This window comes from Streptomyces sp. NPDC002130 (genome assembly GCF_040296465.1).
GTDB lineage: Bacteria > Actinomycetota > Actinomycetes > Streptomycetales > Streptomycetaceae > Streptomyces.
This window is the reverse complement of the sequence record NZ_JBEOXI010000196.1, coordinates 1-15,687: the sequence shown is the minus strand read 5'-3', so window position 1 is coordinate 15,687 and position 15,687 is coordinate 1. Positions and strand designations below refer to the sequence as shown.

Annotated in this window: 12 protein-coding genes; 5 read left to right on the top strand and 7 right to left on the bottom strand. The window is 70.6% G+C overall.

Annotated features, from left to right (window positions below):
- Positions 1-235: 235 nt before the first annotated feature.
- From ABT116_RS29980 to ABT116_RS29970, 3 genes are all read right to left on the bottom strand, one after another.
- Complete coding sequence (locus ABT116_RS29980) at positions 236-2,971, bottom strand: SpoIIE family protein phosphatase (protein WP_351640310.1); 2,736 nt, start codon at positions 2,969-2,971, stop codon at positions 236-238.
- Positions 2,972-3,101: 130 nt separating this feature from the next.
- Complete coding sequence (locus ABT116_RS29975; RefSeq protein ID WP_351640309.1) at positions 3,102-3,647, bottom strand: hypothetical protein; 546 nt, start codon at positions 3,645-3,647, stop codon at positions 3,102-3,104.
- 28 nt (positions 3,648-3,675) lie between these two features.
- On the bottom strand, positions 3,676-4,284 hold the full coding sequence (locus ABT116_RS29970) for an ATP-binding protein (protein WP_351640313.1): 609 nt from the start codon (positions 4,282-4,284) through the stop codon (positions 3,676-3,678).
- Positions 4,285-4,490: 206 nt separating this feature from the next.
- Here ABT116_RS29970 and ABT116_RS29965 point away from each other — a divergent pair, with 206 nt between their 5' ends.
- Entirely contained in the window at positions 4,491-4,721 is a 231-nt protein-coding gene (locus ABT116_RS29965) for a DUF397 domain-containing protein (RefSeq protein WP_351640307.1), read from the top strand.
- 149 nt (positions 4,722-4,870) lie between these two features.
- Entirely contained in the window at positions 4,871-5,785 is a 915-nt protein-coding gene (locus tag ABT116_RS29960) for a helix-turn-helix domain-containing protein (protein WP_351640305.1), read from the top strand.
- A 51-nt stretch (positions 5,786-5,836) separates the two neighbouring features.
- Here the strand turns inward: ABT116_RS29960 and ABT116_RS29955 are convergent, their stop codons facing one another.
- Together ABT116_RS29955 and ABT116_RS29950 are read right to left on the bottom strand one after the other, a co-directional pair.
- On the bottom strand, positions 5,837-6,664 hold the full coding sequence (locus ABT116_RS29955; protein ID WP_351640303.1) for an SAM-dependent methyltransferase: 828 nt from the start codon (positions 6,662-6,664) through the stop codon (positions 5,837-5,839).
- A gap of 251 nt (positions 6,665-6,915) precedes the next feature.
- Positions 6,916-8,295 (bottom strand): GH1 family beta-glucosidase, encoded by a 1,380-nt coding sequence (locus tag ABT116_RS29950; protein WP_351640301.1) that lies wholly within the window; start codon positions 8,293-8,295, stop codon positions 6,916-6,918.
- Between the two features lie 135 nt (positions 8,296-8,430).
- Between ABT116_RS29950 and ABT116_RS29945 the strand changes: the two genes are divergently transcribed.
- On the top strand, positions 8,431-10,110 hold the full coding sequence (locus ABT116_RS29945) for a tetratricopeptide repeat protein (RefSeq protein ID WP_351640300.1): 1,680 nt from the start codon (positions 8,431-8,433) through the stop codon (positions 10,108-10,110).
- Between the two features lie 10 nt (positions 10,111-10,120).
- Here ABT116_RS29945 and ABT116_RS29940 read toward each other — a convergent pair whose 3' ends face one another.
- Positions 10,121-10,453, bottom strand: a complete 333-nt coding sequence (locus ABT116_RS29940; protein ID WP_351640299.1) for a hypothetical protein — start codon at positions 10,451-10,453, stop codon at positions 10,121-10,123.
- Between the two features lie 106 nt (positions 10,454-10,559).
- On the opposite strand from ABT116_RS29940, the gene ABT116_RS29935 reads away from it, so the two are divergent.
- Together ABT116_RS29935 and ABT116_RS29930 are read left to right on the top strand one after the other, a co-directional pair.
- Positions 10,560-10,733 (top strand): CsbD family protein, encoded by a 174-nt coding sequence (locus ABT116_RS29935; RefSeq protein ID WP_351640297.1) that lies wholly within the window; start codon positions 10,560-10,562, stop codon positions 10,731-10,733.
- Positions 10,734-11,049: 316 nt separating this feature from the next.
- Entirely contained in the window at positions 11,050-14,229 is a 3,180-nt protein-coding gene (locus ABT116_RS29930) for a glycoside hydrolase (RefSeq protein WP_351640295.1), read from the top strand.
- Positions 14,230-14,298: 69 nt separating this feature from the next.
- On the opposite strand, the gene ABT116_RS29925 is transcribed toward ABT116_RS29930, so the two are convergent.
- Complete coding sequence (locus ABT116_RS29925; protein ID WP_351640311.1) at positions 14,299-15,681, bottom strand: glyceraldehyde-3-phosphate dehydrogenase; 1,383 nt, start codon at positions 15,679-15,681, stop codon at positions 14,299-14,301.
- Positions 15,682-15,687: the final 6 nt, after the last annotated feature.

The following is a 15,687-nucleotide window of genomic DNA, read 5'->3' as shown; positions in this document are numbered from 1 at the left end:
ATGGACACACCGGGTTCGGCGGCCACCTCGGACTTGAGCAGGGCGTCGGCGGCGTAGATGCCGGCAGGGCCGGATCCGACGATGGCGACCCGCAGGGGGCGGGGCATGGTCAGGTTCCCTTCGAGCGGCGACAAGCGATCTCAACGGGAAGCTTAAACTAAGGCATGCCTAACCCGGTACGAGGGTCCGGTCTATGAGCTCATAAGGCTACTTTATGGGAAGCCCCTGATCGTGCTTATGGCAGGGACTGCTCCGCCCAGATGACCTTCCCCGCGGGCAGATAGCGCGTCCCCCAGCGCTCCGCGAGCTGCGCCACGAGGAACAGGCCACGCCCGCCCTCGTCCGTCAGGGTCGCGTACCGCAGGTGTGGCGAGGTGCTGCTGCTGTCAAACACCTCGCAGATCAGGTTGCGGTCCCGCAGCACCCGCACGCGTATGGGGCCGCCGCCGTACCGCAGCGCGTTGGTGACCAGCTCGCTCAGGATCAGCTCCGTGCTGAACGTCAGCTCCTCCAGGCCCCACTCGGCCAGCTGCCGGCTGACCGCCGCCCGCACCTCGCCCACGGCGGCCGGGTCGGCCGGCACCGGCCACTCCGCGACGTGGTCGGCGGTCAGCGCCCGGGTACGGGCCACGAGCAGCGCGATGTCGTCGCTGGAGCGGGCCGTGAGCTGCGAGTCGAGCACGACCCGGCAGGTGTCCTCCGGGGACTGCCCGGCCCGGCCCAGCGCCTGGCGCAGCATCTCCAGCCCCACGTCGATGTCCCGCTCCCGGTCCTCGACCAGCCCGTCGGTGTAGAGGACGAGCCGGCTGCCCTCAGCCAGCTCCAGCTCCGCCGTCTCGAACGGCAGGCCACCGAGCCCCAGCGGGGGACCGGCGGGCACGTCGGGGAACTCCACGCTGCCGTCGGGGTGGATCAGGGCCGGCGGGGGGTGTCCGGCCCGCGCGACGGTGCAGCGCCGGGAGACCGGGTCGTAGACGGCGTACAGACAGGTCGCGCCGGTGACCGGGGCGCTGCCCTCCTCCTCCGTCTCGTCCTGGTCGATCCGGCCGACCAACTCGTCCAGCAGGGCGATGAGTTCCTCGGGCGGCAGATCGAGTGCGGAGAAGTTGTGCACCGCGGTGCGCAGCCGCCCCATCGTGGCCGCGGCGTGCAGCCCGTGGCCGACGACGTCCCCGACGACGAGCGCGACCCTGGCCCCCGACAGCGGCAACACGTCGAACCAGTCGCCGCCCACACCGGCCTGCGCCGGCAGATAGCGGTAGGCGATCTCCAGGGCGTCCTGCTCGGGCAGATTGCGAGGCAGCAGACTGCGCTGGAGCGTCACCGCCATGCTGTGCTCGCGGGTGTAGCGGCGGGCGTTGTCGATGGAGACGGCGGCCCGCGCGACCAGCTCCTCCGCCAGGGCCAGCTCGTCCGTGTCGAAGGGCTCCTGCTTCTCGGAGCGCCAGAAGCTGACCACACCGAGTATCAGGGTGCCGGCCCGCAGCGGCACGGTGATCAGCGAATGGATGCCGTACGCGACGATCTGCGCGGAGCGCTCCACATCCTGTGCCTGCCAGCCCGGGGCCTCGCCGAGCCGGGGCTCCAGGACGGGGCTGCCCGTGGCGAGGCTGCGGCCCTGCGGAGAGGACTCGACGAACCTGATCCGCTCCCCGGCCGGATAGAGCGGCGCGTCCTTGCGGATCCCGCTCACCGCGGTCCGGCTGAGCGCGGCCGCCGCGTTCGGCTGCCCGCCGCCCAGTACGGCGTCGAACAGGTCCACGGTGACGTAGTCGGCGAACCGGGGCACGGCCAGCTCGGTGAGCTCCTCGGCGGTGCGGGTCACGTCCAGACTGGTCCCGATGCCCACTCCGGCGTCGTACAGCATGTTGAGCCGCTCGCGCGCGGTCTCGGCCCGCCCGGACAGGGCCCGCAGCTCCGTGGAGTCACGCAGGGTGGCGACGCTGCCGGGCGGGACACCCGCACGGTCCGTGGTCCGCTGGTTGACCGCGAGGAGCCGGTCCCCGACCAGGTGCACCTCGTCCGTGGCGACCCGGCCCGCGGCCAACAGGTCGGCGATGCCCGGGTCGAGACCCAGACCGAGGACGTGCCGGCCCTCGGCGTCGGCGGGCAGCCCGAGCAGACGGTGCGCCTCGTCGTTGGCGAGCAGCAGGGTGCCCCCGTCGTCGACGATGAGCACGCCCTCGCGCACGGCGTGCAGCACGGCGTCGTGGTGTTCGTACATCCGGGTCATCTCGTGCGGCCCGAGCCCGTGGGTCTGGCGCAGCAGCCGCCGGCTCACCAGCGCGGCACCCGCCGTCGCCAGGGCGAGCGCCGCGGCTGCGGCCGCGAGCACGAGCGGCAGCTGGCGGTCGGCGGTCCCGCCGACGTTCTTGGTCGTGATCCCCGCCGAGACCAGGCCCACGACCCGGCCGTCCTGGTCCTTCACCGGTACGACGGCTTGGACGAGCGGGCCGAGGGTGCCGTCGACCTCCTCGGTGAACGACTTCCCGGCCAGCGCCGGCGCGATCGTTCCGACGAACTTCTTCCCGATCCGGTCCGGCTTGGGGTGGGTGTAGCGGATCCCTTCAGTGTTCATGGCGACGATGAAGTCGACCTTCGACCGCTCACGGGCGGCTTCGGCACGTGGCTGGAGCACGGCGGTGGGATCAGGGCCCTGCAGCGCCTCGACGGTGCCCGGCGCGTTGGCGAAGGTCTCCGCGACGGCGAGCGAACGGTTGCGGGCCTCCTGCGTCGTGTCGTGCCGCACCTGCAGCACCAGCGCCACGACGGCCGCCACGACCAGCAGCAGCACGATCACCACGACGAGCAGGAAGACCTGTCCGGCGACGCTGCGTCCGCCCAGCACCGACCGCAGCCCCGCCACCGGCTGCCACCGCGACGGGCCCGCCTCCCGCCGCTGCCGTGCCGACGGCGCAGCGCCGGGCCGCAGGGGCGATCGAGTCCCGGATCGACCCAAGAGTCGGACCATGTGCCATGTCTACACTGCCGGGCTCCGGGAGGCGAGGGGCATCACCCATGGTGACAGGGGGTTCTCACCGTTTCATCACGTCTGAGGACCGGCACGGGGCTCCCTGCTCACCGCACAACGTACGACGGATTCAGGCGCCCAGCGAGCGGGCCAGCTCGTTCGTGGCACGGGCGATCTCACGGTCCTCGTCCGCCAGCAGCCGGCCGAGCTCGCCGCGCCGGGCCCGCACGGCCTGACGGGCCGCACGCTCCCACACCACCGGATTCTCCCGATGGTTCAGCAGTTTCGGATAGACGGCGGCGGTGCTCTCCCACTGCCGGGCGTCGGCGATGCTCTTGAGCAGCCGGATGATCTGGGCACGGCAGGTCACCTGCGGCAGCTTGGCCAGCTCCCACAGGAACGGAACGGTGGCCGCGGTCGCCTGCTCCACGACGAAACCGAACTGGCAGATCCGTTTCCGCAGGTCGTCGAGGGCGGAGCGGGCGGTGTCGGCATCACCCCCGGCGATGCCGTTGAGCAGGAGGGGAATGGCCGCCGCCGAGCCGGTGGAGTCCTGGATGTCGCCCCACGGCACGCGGTCCAGTGCCGTGAGCGGCGTGTTCCGGGCCGTCCCGGTGGGGGCGTCGGGGCGCTGGGGGCGCTCGCTGCTCGGGTGTTCCGTCGAAGCGCTGCGCATGGCGAGGGGCCTTTCCGCGGCAGTCGTGTCAGATGGGTGGACAGGGTGTCGCCGGCCGGGTCGACAACCGGGCCCAGACCGTCTTGCCCGCCGGGGCACCGGGGGACCAGCCCCACTCCTCGGACAGGGCGTCGACGATGCACAACCCCCGGCCGTGCTCCTCCAGGGCGACGCCGGTCGGCGCGAACACGGGTGGGTGGTCGTCGAGGTCGGAGACGGTGACGAGCAGGTGACCGGGATCCAGGAGGAATCCGAGCCGGATCTCCGGCACAGCGGGCGTTCTCGGCGCCGCGTGCGTCGCGGCGTTGGCGGCGAGCTCGGTGATGACGAGGGTCGCGTCGTCGCAGCGGTGGTCGAGTGACCAGCCGTGCAGGGTGTCGCGGGTGAAGGACCGGACTCGGGCGAACCCCTCCCGGCTGCACTCCACCCGCAGGGCGGCCGAGGCGGACAGGGCACCCGAGAACTGCGGTGGTGTCTTCGGCACCGAGGGCGGGATGCCGTACGGCATGACCGGGTACGGGTCGGCCGGCACGGTGTGACTCGCCCCGGGTGCGCCTGCGTGTGCCGCAGCCCCACTCGGCGGCCGCAGCACGTGCTGCGCAGGTGATGACACGGCATCTCCCCGATGCGACGTCAGGACACGGCGTCGGCCCGGGGGTTGACGCCGCAGCTATTATCCACGCTGAAGGCGCTCGCGTGCAATTGCACGAGAAATTGCGTGAAAATCCAGCCGTTGTGGGTACGCAAGCCGGGACGAGTGCGGTCGAAGGGATGCGGCCGCTCTCGGGCGAACGGCCGGGCACACCGTGCGCGGCGGGGAACGAGAACAGCAAGGAGACTGCGGTGCCACCAGTGAAGAACGGAGTGCAGGCAAGCTCGTTGGATGCCTGCTGGATCAAGAGCCGGCACAGCAACGCCGAGGGCAACTGCGTCGAAGTCGCCCCGCTCGTGGACGGCGGGATCGCCGTGCGCAACTCCCGTGACCCCGACGGCCCCGCCCTGGTCTACACGTCGGCGGAGGTGGCGGCCTTCCTGGCCGGCGCGAAGGACGGCGAGTTCGACCACCTGCTCTGAGGAGCGGTGCGTCTCGCGTGCGGTGTCACGCCCCGGGGAGAAGCGGAGCCCAACTCCCCACTTCTGCCAGGGCGCTTGGGTGGATGCGTGAAGACCTGGTGAAGTGCGATAGTGTAAGTCGCCCTTGTGCCGGTCTGCTGGGAGTCAGGATGTCCGCCGCGTCGCATCGCATCTCCCGTCTGGAACCCTACCTGGACAGGCCCGAGCCGGCGCCGACTCTGCTGAAGATGCTGGTCGGTGTGCAGCTCGCCGGCTTCCGAGAGGACGCCGGGCTCGCCCAGGACCAGGCGGCGCGCGCTGCCGGGTTCAGTGCCGCGAAGTTGTCCCGCATCGAGTCGGGCAAGGGCCGCCGCCCGCCGACGGAGAACGACGTCCGCACGCTGCTTGAGCTGTACGGCACCGACGACTACGAGGTCTCGGTGCTGCTCAAGTTGCTGCAGCGGGCCGGTGAGCCGGGCTGGTGGCAGCGGTACGACAAGCGGCTGATGCCCGAGTGGTTCGACCGGCTGGTCGGACTGCAGGAGGCCGCCGCCACCATCCGTACCTTCGAGATCCAGTACGTGCCCGGCCTGTTGCAGACTCCCGCCTACACCAGGGCCGTGGTGGAGCGCGGCCTGCCGAACGCGCCGGCCGGTGAGGTCGAGCGACGCGTCGAACTGCGCAGGCACCGCGCCCGGTTGGTGTCGCGGACCGACGCTCCGCAGCTGTGGGCGATCATCGACGAGTCCGTGCTGCTGCGCGTCCTGGGCAGCACCGAGGTGATGCGGGAGCAGCTCGCGCACCTCGTGGAGATGGCCCAACGCCCCAACGTGACGCTGCAGATCGTGCCGCTGAGCGTCACCAATGCTTCGGCACCGGCCATTCCGATCACGTATCTGCGCTTCGGTGGCCTCGATCTGCCCGACGTGGTCTACCTGGAGCACATCAAGAGCGCGAACTTCCTCGAGGACCGCGACGAGACCGAGGAGTACCGGATCGCGCTGGACCGGCTCGCGGACGAGGCGCTCAAGCCCCGTGACTCGCTGGAGCTGCTGAGGCAGACGATGGAGCAGCGCTACCCCTGACGCGAGGATGTCCGGCGCGGGGCGGCGACCGCCCCGCGCCGGACACCACGGTCACTTCTCCAGGGGGATCCGCCCGACTCCGCCGAACTCGATCCACACGTGGGTGAGCTGACGGGGCGCCACCTCGGTGTCCGGGCGCCAGGTCGACACCTCCACGAGCCCGGGCGGGAGGATCTCCAGGTCCTCGAAGTACGTCTCCACGTCCTTCGGTTCGCGCACGCGGCCCCAGTGGCCCTGGGTCGCCTGGTCCATGAAGTCCGTGACGAAGGCGCGGACCTCGGGGTCCTCGCTGACCAGCTGGCACATCACCATGAAGCTGCCGGGCGCGAGCCGTTCCCGTACGCGGCGGGCCACCGCGAGCGGTCCGTCGGTGTCGCTGTCCGGGATGCAGTGGAACACCGAGTTGAAGAGCACGCACACCGGCTCGTCGAAATCGATGAGCCGCTCGGTGTCCGCGTGGCCGAAGATCAGGTCGGTTTCGCGCATGTCCGCGTGGATGACGCTCGTGCGCTCGTCCTGCTCCAGCAGTGCACGGCCGTGGACCAGCACCATCGGGTCGTTGTCGACGTAGACCACGTGGGTCGTGGGATCGATGCGCTGGGCGACCTGGTGCACGTTGTCCTGCGTCGGCAGACCTGACCCGTGGTCCAGGTACTGCCGGATGCCGTACTCCTCGGAAAGGGTCTTCACGACGCGCTGGAGGAAGCGCCGGTTGTTCAGGGCCAGGCGGCGCGTGCTGGGCACGACCTTGTCGAGCTCCTCGCACGCTGCGCGGTCGGCCGCGTAGTTGTCCTTGCCGCCCAGGTAGTGGTCGTACATGCGCGCTGCCGTCGGCACGTTCGCGTCGATCTCGGTGGACAGCTGCTTCTCGGAGTGCATCGTTCCCCCTGCAAGGTGCCGCGCCAACGGACTGGCTGGACAGGAAGTACATCCTAGGGAGCGGGAGTTGGGCGGGCCAGCCCACTGGCCGAGGTGCCCCCCGATCGAACGACAAGATGATGGACGCCCGCCCTGCCGCATGTGCCCTATGTGTCCATGTGGGCACTTTGTGTCACGCACACCCGGCGTGGACCCACACCATGGTCGAGATCCTTGCGCCGCCACTCCTGGCCGGCGTCCGACCGGGCCCGTCACCGCCGCTGCGCGGCGATCATGGACCGGTACCAGTGGTAGCTGTCCTTCGGCGTCCGCTGCTGCGTGGCGTAGTCGACGCGGACGATCCCGAAGCGTTTGCCGTAACCGAAGGCCCATTCGAAGTTGTCGAGGAGCGACCACACGTAGTAGCCGCGCACCTCCACCCCGGCGTCCATCGCGGCCCGCAGCGCGGTGAGATGGTCGCGCAGGTAGGCGACCCGGTCCGGGTCGTGGACGGCACCGTCCGGGCCGGCCTCGTCGTCCTCCGCGGAACCGTTCTCGGTGATGAGGACGGGCGGCAGGGCCTGGCCGTACCGTGCCTTGAGCCCCACGAGCAGGTCGGTGAACGTGTGGGGCGCGACGGCCCAGCCCATCGCGGTGCGCCGCACGCCGGGCATGGGTAGCTCCGCGTACCGGTTGTCGGTCGCGACGCGTCGCGACGGGTCGCTCTCGCGGTAGGGGGCGTCGGCCACGACGATCGGCCGGTAGTAGTTGATGCCGAGGAAGTCCAGGGGCCGGGAGACCAGTTCGAGGTCGCCGTCCCGCCGGTAGTCCTGAGCGCCGATCAGCTCACCCCACGTCTCCTCCTCGGCCGCCGGGTAGCGGCCTGCGAGAAGCGGCTCGGTCCACACCAGGTTGTGCAGGGTGTCCGCACGGGTGACGGCGGCCAGGTCGGCGGGTGAGCCGGTCGCGGGCAGGTGGTGGTCGAGGTTGAGGGTGATGCCCACCTCGCGCACCCCGGCCGCCCGGAGCGCCCCTACGGCCAGGCCGTGCCCGACCAGCAGGTGGTGGGCGGCGGCCAGCGCGCCACGGCCCTCGCGGGCGCCCGGGGCGTGCCGGCCGACGGAGTACCCGAGGAAGGCACTGCACCACGGCTCGTTGAGGGTGATCCAGCGCGGCACGCGGTCGCCCAGGTGCTCCGCGACGACGGCCGCGTAATCGCCGAACCGCTCGGCGGTCTCCCGCACCCGCCAGCCGCCGCAGTCCTCCAGCGCCTGCGGAAGATCCCAGTGGTAGAGGGTGGCGGCCGGCTCGATCCCCGCGTCCAGGAGCTCGTCCACCAGCCGCGAGTAGAAGTCCAGCCCCTTGACGTTCACCGCACCGGACCCGTCCGGCACGATCCGCGGCCAGGCGATCGAGAAGCGGTACGAGCCCACGCCCAGCTCACGCAGCAGAGCCACATCCTCCGGATACCGGTGGTAGTGATCACAGGCGACATCGCCGGTGTCCCCGTTCGCCACCAGCCCCGGCGTGTGGCTGTAGGTGTCCCAGATGGACGGCCCGCGTCCGTCCTCCTGCACCGCCCCCTCGATCTGGTACGAGGCGGTCGCGGCCCCGAACACGAAGCCGGGCGGAAAACTCGGAAAGTCAGTCATGCCTTCCACCATGCCCGGGGCCGCGGGCAGCCATGATGAAAAACGCTAATCTGGACATACGAAAATCGATCGAAAGTCTGAGGGTGTCCGCAACCGCTATTCTCACCGCCCCGGCCGCTTTCCCAGGAGAAACTCATGGGCGACTATTACGATCTCGGCACACACCGCCGTCCCGTCACCACGTCCTCTCCCGACGCCCAACTCTGGTTCGACCGCGGTCTGATGTGGACGTATGCGTTCCACCATGAGGAAGCCGTCGCCTGCTTCGAAAAGGCGGCCGAGGCCGACCCGGACTGCGCCATGGCCTATTGGGGTACCGCCTACGCGCTCGGCCCGAACTACAACAAGCCCTGGGAATTTTTCGACGGCGAAGAACTTGCGCAAACCGTCGAGCGTACGCACACCGCCGTGGAAAGGGCCCATGAGAAGGCCGCCCGCGCCACCCCGGTCGAGCAGGCCCTCATCGGCGCACTGCGGGCCCGCTATCCGCAGTCGCAGCCCGTCGAGGACTGCTCGGTGTGGAACGAGCCCTACGCCGACGCCATGCGCGTCGTCTACGAACTGGCGCCATCCGACCCGGACATCGCCACCCTGCACGCCGACGCCGCGATGAACCTCACCCCGTGGCAGCTGTGGGACCTCAGGACCGGCCGGCCGGCCGAGGGCGCCCGGACCACCGAGGCCAGGGCCGTGCTGGAAGGCGCCCTCGCCACCGAGGCGGGCTTCCGGCATCCCGGCATCCTGCACCTGTACATCCACCTGATGGAGATGTCCCCGACCCCGGAGCAGGCCCTCACCGTCGCCGACCGCCTGCGCGGCCTCGTGCCCGACGCCGGGCACCTGCTCCACATGCCCTCACACCTGGACGTCCTGTGCGGCGACTACCGCCAGGTCGTCTCGGCCAACAGCGACGCGATCGCCGCCGACGAGAAGTACCACCGGCAGGCCGGCGCGATGAACTTCTACACCCTCTACCGGGCGCACAACCACCACTTCAAGATCTACGGCGCGATGTTCCTCGGCCAGGCGCAGGTCGCCCTCGACACCGCCGCCCAGCTGGAAGCCGCCATCCCCGAAGACCTGCTCCGCGTCCAGAGCCCGCCGATGGCCGACTGGCTGGAGGCGTTCCTGGCCATGCGCGTCCACGTCCTGATCCGCTTCGGCCGCTGGACCGAGATCCTGGAGCTGCCCGCCCCCGCCGACCCGGAGCTCTACGCGACGACCGTCGCCATGCGGCACTACGCCCGGGGCGTCGCCCTCTCCGCCACCGGCGAGGTCGACCGGGCGGAGACCGAGCGCGAACTCTTCCGCGAGGCGGTCAGCCGGGTGCCCGAGACCCGGATGCTGTTCAACAACACCTGCCACGACATCCTCGCCATCGCCTCCGCCATGCTGGACGGCGAACTCGCATACCGCCGGGGCGAGTACGACCTCGCCTTCGCAGCCCTGGAGCGCTCCATCCAGCTGGACGACAACCTGCCCTACGACGAGCCCTGGGGCTGGATGCAGCCCACCCGCCACGCCTACGGCGCGCTGCTGCTGGAGCAGGGCCGCGTGGCGGAGGCCGAGGCCGTCTACCGTGCCGACCTCGGCCTCGACGACACCCTGCCCCGCCCCCTCCAGCACCCCGGCAACGTCTGGGCCCTGCATGGCTTCCACGAGTGCCTGCTGCGCACGGGCAGGACCGGCGAGGCGGCCCTCGTGGCCCACCAGCTCAAGCTCGCGACCGCGCTGGCGGACGTCCCCATCCGGGCGTCCTGCTTCTGCCGCCTCGACACCACCCCAGGTCCCCGGGCCGACGGGTGCTGTCACTGACCGCGGGGAATCACGGCCGGTCCAGGCCCGCGCGCTCCAGCGCCCTGGTCATGGCCGGCCGGTCCCGCTTCCGCCGGCCGGGATCTGTGGTGAGGGCCATCAGAAGCTCCGGCGTCAGCCGGTGGTTCTCGGCGTGGGCCAGCAGGGCCTCGGCGTGGTGGGCCGATGTCGCGCCGTGATCCTGGTCGGCGATCGTGCGCAGCACATCGGCCCGGTCGGCGAAGCGGCTCATACCGCAGTCGAGCCCGTCGTCGTCGAGGATGCCGGGGTACGCGGCTCGTGCCCACACGCCGTTCTCGTACCAGTAGACACAGCCCAGCTCATATCCGCTCTGCAGCTCCAAAGGCTCTCACGGGCCCGACGGCCCGCGTGGAACGTTTGAGCTGCCGCTTTCGCGGTCACTCGGTGCGGTGACCCCGTAGTCGGACACGACATGGAGTGAACGAACCGTGGCTGGAGACCAGAAGGGCAAGGCCAAGGCCGAGCAGGCCAAGGGCAAAGTCAAGGAGACGATCGGCCGTGCGGTGGGCAACGAGCGCCTGACGGCCGAGGGCCAGGCGGAGCAGTCGAAGGGTGACGCCCGGCAGGCCAAGGAGAAGACCAAGGACGTCTTCAAGCACTGAGGTCACATGGCGGTGCCGCGTCCCCGAGGCGGGACGCGGCACCCGCGTATGCCGGTCGGCCGGTCGAAGGGCACCGGCCGCGCCTGCGCCTTCGGCGCCACCGGCCCCGGGAGCGTCGCGACCACCACCCCGGGATGCACCACCCGCCCGCGACAGCGCGGCAGGCAGCTCTGCGGCCGCGGCCCAGTCCCTCCGCGTGCACACCAGCGTGCCGGTTCCCAACTCGCCCCACCTCTTGACGTGTTGATTGCCGTCCTAAAACATTCGGGAAGCTCGATCGACTCTGCGCGGTTCTGTTCGCTCCCGAAGGGAATCCATGTCCAGCAGACATCGCCTCGCCCGGACGGCACTGGCGATCACCGTCCCCTCAGCACTGGGCGCGGGCCTCCTCACCGTGCCCCCTGCCGCCGCTGCCGCCGCGGATCCGCCGGCAAGCGCGGTCACGGTACGGATCGACCCGTCCTACCGGCAGCAGGAGTTCGAAGGGTGGGGGACGAGCCTCGTCTGGTTCGCCAACATCACCGGCCGCTACCCGGAACCCATCCGGCAGAAGCTCGCCGACATGCTGTTCGGCGAGAACGGACTGCGCCTCAACATCGCGCGCTACAACATCGGCGGCGGCAACGCCCCCGACGTCCGCAAGGACTACATGAAGACCGGCGCGACGATGGACGGCTTCTGGAAGGCTCCCGAGGGCACCACCAGGGAGGACACCGACTGGTGGAACCCGGACGACCCCGGGCACTGGGACTGGTCCGCCGACGCGGGCCAGCGCTGGTGGGTGGACCGCGTCAAGAGCAAGGTGACCCGCTGGGAGGCGTTCAGCAACTCGCCGCCCTGGTTCCAGACCGTGAGCGGCTACGTCTCCGGCGGCTTCGACGCGGGCACCGATCAGATACGGGCGGACCGCGTCGACGACTTCGCCGCCTACCTGGTGAAGGTGACCGACCAGCTGGAGAAGAAGCACCGCATCTCGTTCGACACCATCGCCCCGCTCAACGAGCCCAACACCAACTACTGGGGCACCCAGATCGGCGCCGACGGACAGCCCACCGGCGGACGCCAGGAAGGCGCGCACGCCGGTCCGGAACTCCAGCAGAAGGTCGTCCTGGCCCTGCAACGCGCCCTGGACAAGGCGAGAACCCGCGCCACCGTCTCCGCGATGGACGAGACCAACCCCAGCACCTTCGTCCGCAACTGGAACGCCTACGACAGCTCAGCCCGGGCTGCCGTCGACCAGCTCAACGTGCACACCTACGGCACCGGCATGCGCACCAGCGCCCGCGACAGCGCCAAGGCCGCCGACAAGCCGTTCTGGATGAGCGAGGTCGAGGGCACCTGGGGGACCGGCACCGACTTCACCGGCATGGAACCCGGACTCGGCATCGCCACCCGGGTCGTCGAGGACATCCGTGAACTGGAGCCTTCCGCCTGGGTGTTGTGGCAGCCGGTCGAGGACTCCATCCCCCAGGCGCAGGCCGGCAAGAACTGGGGCAGCATCCACATCCCGTTCAACTGCACCTCCAAGGACACCTTGGAGACCTGCCCGGTCAAGGCCAACACGAAATTCCACACCCTGCGCAACTTCACCCATCACATCCGCCCCGGCGACCACTTCGTCAAGGTGGACGATCCCTCCAGCGTCGCCGCGTTGCGCAAGTCCGGCCGTGGAGCGACGGTGGTGCACGTCAACAACGGCACGACCCCGCGTGCGGTGACCCTGGACCTGACGAAGTTCCGGCGGGTCGCCCGCGGTGCCACTGTGACGCCCGTGGTGACCAGCAACGACGGCGCCCTCGTACGGGGGACACCCGTGAAGGTCGAGGACGACTCCGCCACCGTGACGGTCCCCGCCAAGTCGGTGACCACCCTCCTCGTCGACGGCGTGTCCGGCACCGCGAAGGACGCCGCGCTCATCCAGCCCGGTCACGTCTACCGCCTCCAGGGCACCCAGAGCGGCAAGTCCCTGGCGCCGTCCGCCGAGGGCGACGGCGTCGTCGTGCGCACGACCGACCCGGCCGCCAGGTCCCAGCTCTGGTCCGTCGAGCGGCTGACGCGTGGGGACGGCAACCGTGACCGCTACGCCCTCGTCAACGCCGCGGACGGCAGGCACCTCGCCGTACGCGACGACGGGGCCGTACTCGAGGACGGGGACACACCGGCCGCACGCTGGATCATGTCGACCACCGGGGACGGCAGTTGGACCTTCGTCAACGCCGCGACGGGCCGTCTCCTCGATGTCGTCGGCCAGTCGACGGCCGACGGCGCCCGGGTCTCGGCCTACCTCCCGACCTCCAACGCCAACCAGCGCTGGGGCGTGACCGATGAGACGGTGCTCAGCACCGAGCCGGCCAAGGCCTTCACCGTCCCCGGGCGCGCCCCCGAACTGCCCAGGACCGTGAAGCCGGTGTTCCCGGACGGCGCCCGGGGCGCGCTGCCCGTCGAGTGGACGCTGCCCTCCGGCTCACGCTGGCGCGAACCCGGGACGGTACGCGTGAAGGGCCGGGCCACCGATGCCCTCGGCCGGACCGTCCGGGCCGAGGCGGTCGTCACCGTGGACACCATCGCCGCCACCCGGCCGGCCCGCGCCAAGACCTACACCGGCGGACGGCCCGACCTGCCCGCCACGGTCACCGGCGTGGGACGGCACGGCACAACCGCCGACCTTCCCGTCACATGGGACCCCGTGCCCGCGGGCGCGTTCGACGACACCGGCGTGGTGAGCCTGCGCGGCACCGCCCGCATCCCCGGCGGAGACACGGCAGCGGCGAGCGTACGCGTCCAGGTCACCGCGCCCGAGGAGACCAACGCCGCGCGCGACGAAGGTGTGACGGTCGGTGCGACCTACACCGAGAGCGGCTACTCCGCCGAGGGCCTGCGCAACGGCACCACGTCCGAGAAGGCCTGGTCGAACTGGAGGTCCGGCACGAAGAACCCGTCCGACACCATCACCTTCACACTGCCGGAAGCCCGCGATGTGACCCGGGTCGTGACCCACTTCCACCGCGACGGCACCAACGCCAGCTTCGCGGAGTCGCTCAAGGTGCAGGTGCGAGGGGCCGACGGCACCTGGTCCGACGCGAGCGATCAGGTCGCGGTAGGCACCGAGGGAACGCCCGTGGCCGACGTTCCGGTGCGGGCGACCGGTCCGGCGACGGGCGTGCGGGTCGTGATGACGGCCCGGCCGGGCGGCTACATCACCCTCGGCGAGATCGAGGTCAACGCGAAGGCGCCGGGCCTTTCCGCGGACGCGGCTGCCGCCTCGGTCGAGCTGGACGGTGCGCCCCTGGCCGGCTTCGACCCGGACCGGACGAGCTACCGGGTGGCCGTCGACCGCCCGGACCGGGCCCGGATCACCGCCACGCCGCGCGACCCCTACGCGAGGGTGACGGTCCGGGCGGACGCCGCCGGGGGCAGGACGGCCCACATCGTCTCCGTGACCGGCGAAGACGGCTCGCGGACGCGCGAGTACAGGATCGAGCTGACCCGCCGCTGACACACCAAGGACACACGAAAGCGCGGGGCCCGCACGCCCCGCGCTTTCGTCTTCCGCGATCAGACCGGATCAGACCGCCGGAGCCGGGTACGTCGGGTACTCCACGCCGGACACGTGCTGCACGACGCGGATGACCTGGCACGAGTAGCCGAATTCGTTGTCGTACCACAGGTAGAGGATCGCGTTGTCGCCGTCGACCTTGGTGGCGCCGGCGTCGACGATGGAGGCGTGGCGCGAGCCGATGAAGTCGCTGGAGACCGCGTCGGGAGCCGTGGTGAAGTCGATCTGGCGCTTGAGCGGCGAGGTCAGGGAGACGTCGCGGAGGTGGTCGAGGACCTCCTCGCGAGTGGTCTCACGACCGAGCCGCAGGCTGAGGATCGCGATCGAGACGTCCGGGACCGGGACACGGATCGAGCTGCCGGTGATCGGCGCCTTGAGGTCGGGCAGCGCCTTGGCGACGGCGGAGGCGGCACCGGTCTCGGTGATGACCATGTTGAGCGGCGCGGACCGGCCCCGACGGTCGGCCTTGTGGTAATTGTCCAGCAGGTTCTGGTCGTTGGTGAACGAGTGAACCGTCTCGACGTGGCCGCGCAGGACCCCGAACTCGTCGTCCATCGCCTTGAGCGGCGGCACGATCGCGTTCGTGGTGCAGGACGCGCAGGACAGGATCTGCTCGTCCGGCTTGATCGTGTCGTGGTTGACGCCGTGCACGATGTTGGGGACGTCGCCCTTGCCGGGCGCGGTCAGCACGACCTTGTCGATACCGGGGCGCAGGTGCTCGGACAGGCCCTCGCGGTCGCGCCACTTGCCGGTGTTGTCGATGAGGATGGCGTCCTTGATGCCGTACGCCGTGTAGTCGACCTCGGACGGGTCGTTCGCGTAGATCACCTTGATGGCGTTGCCGTTGGCGACGATCGTGCTGTTCGCCTCGTCGACGGTGATCGTGCCCTGGAACTGGCCGTGGATCGAGTCACGGCGCAGCAGCGAGGCGCGCTTGACGATGTCCTGCTCGCCGCCCCCGCGCACCACGATGGCCCGCAGCCGCAGACCGTTGCCCGAGCCGGACTTCTCGATGAGCAGCCGGGCCACGAGCCGGCCGATACGGCCGAAGCCGTACAGGACCACGTCCCGGCCCTCACGGCGCTCGATCTTGTCGGCGCCCGTGGCACCGGCGACGGCCTCTGCGGTGAACTCCGCCACCGACAGACCACGGTCGTCCTCGCGGTACGTCGCGGCGAGCATGCCGATGTCGATCTGGGACGGCCCGAGGTCGAGCTCGGCGAGGGTCTGCAGGAACGGCAGCGTCTCGGTGACCGAGAGCTCCGCACCGGCGATCTGCCGGGCGAACCGGTGGGTCTTGAGGATGCTGACCACCGACTTGTTCAGCCGGGCCGGGGTCCTGACCGGGCACGACGCACCACCCGGAGGGGAGCACTCCTGCGGACGGGGCACACTGGA

What these genes read in the sequence shown, in the direction of transcription:
- ABT116_RS29945 (WP_351640300.1), top strand. Translation starts at nt 8,431, where the DNA reads ATGGGCGACTATTACGATCTCGGCACACACCGCCGTCCCGTCACCACG.
- ABT116_RS29980 (WP_351640310.1), bottom strand. Translation starts at nt 2,971, where the DNA reads ATGGTCCGACTCTTGGGTCGATCCGGGACTCGATCGCCCCTGCGGCCC.
- ABT116_RS29975 (WP_351640309.1), bottom strand. Translation starts at nt 3,647, where the DNA reads ATGCGCAGCGCTTCGACGGAACACCCGAGCAGCGAGCGCCCCCAGCGC.
- ABT116_RS29955 (WP_351640303.1), bottom strand. Translation starts at nt 6,664, where the DNA reads ATGCACTCCGAGAAGCAGCTGTCCACCGAGATCGACGCGAACGTGCCG.
- ABT116_RS29950 (WP_351640301.1), bottom strand. Translation starts at nt 8,295, where the DNA reads ATGACTGACTTTCCGAGTTTTCCGCCCGGCTTCGTGTTCGGGGCCGCG.
- ABT116_RS29930 (WP_351640295.1), top strand. Translation starts at nt 11,050, where the DNA reads ATGTCCAGCAGACATCGCCTCGCCCGGACGGCACTGGCGATCACCGTC.
- ABT116_RS29960 (WP_351640305.1), top strand. Translation starts at nt 4,871, where the DNA reads ATGTCCGCCGCGTCGCATCGCATCTCCCGTCTGGAACCCTACCTGGAC.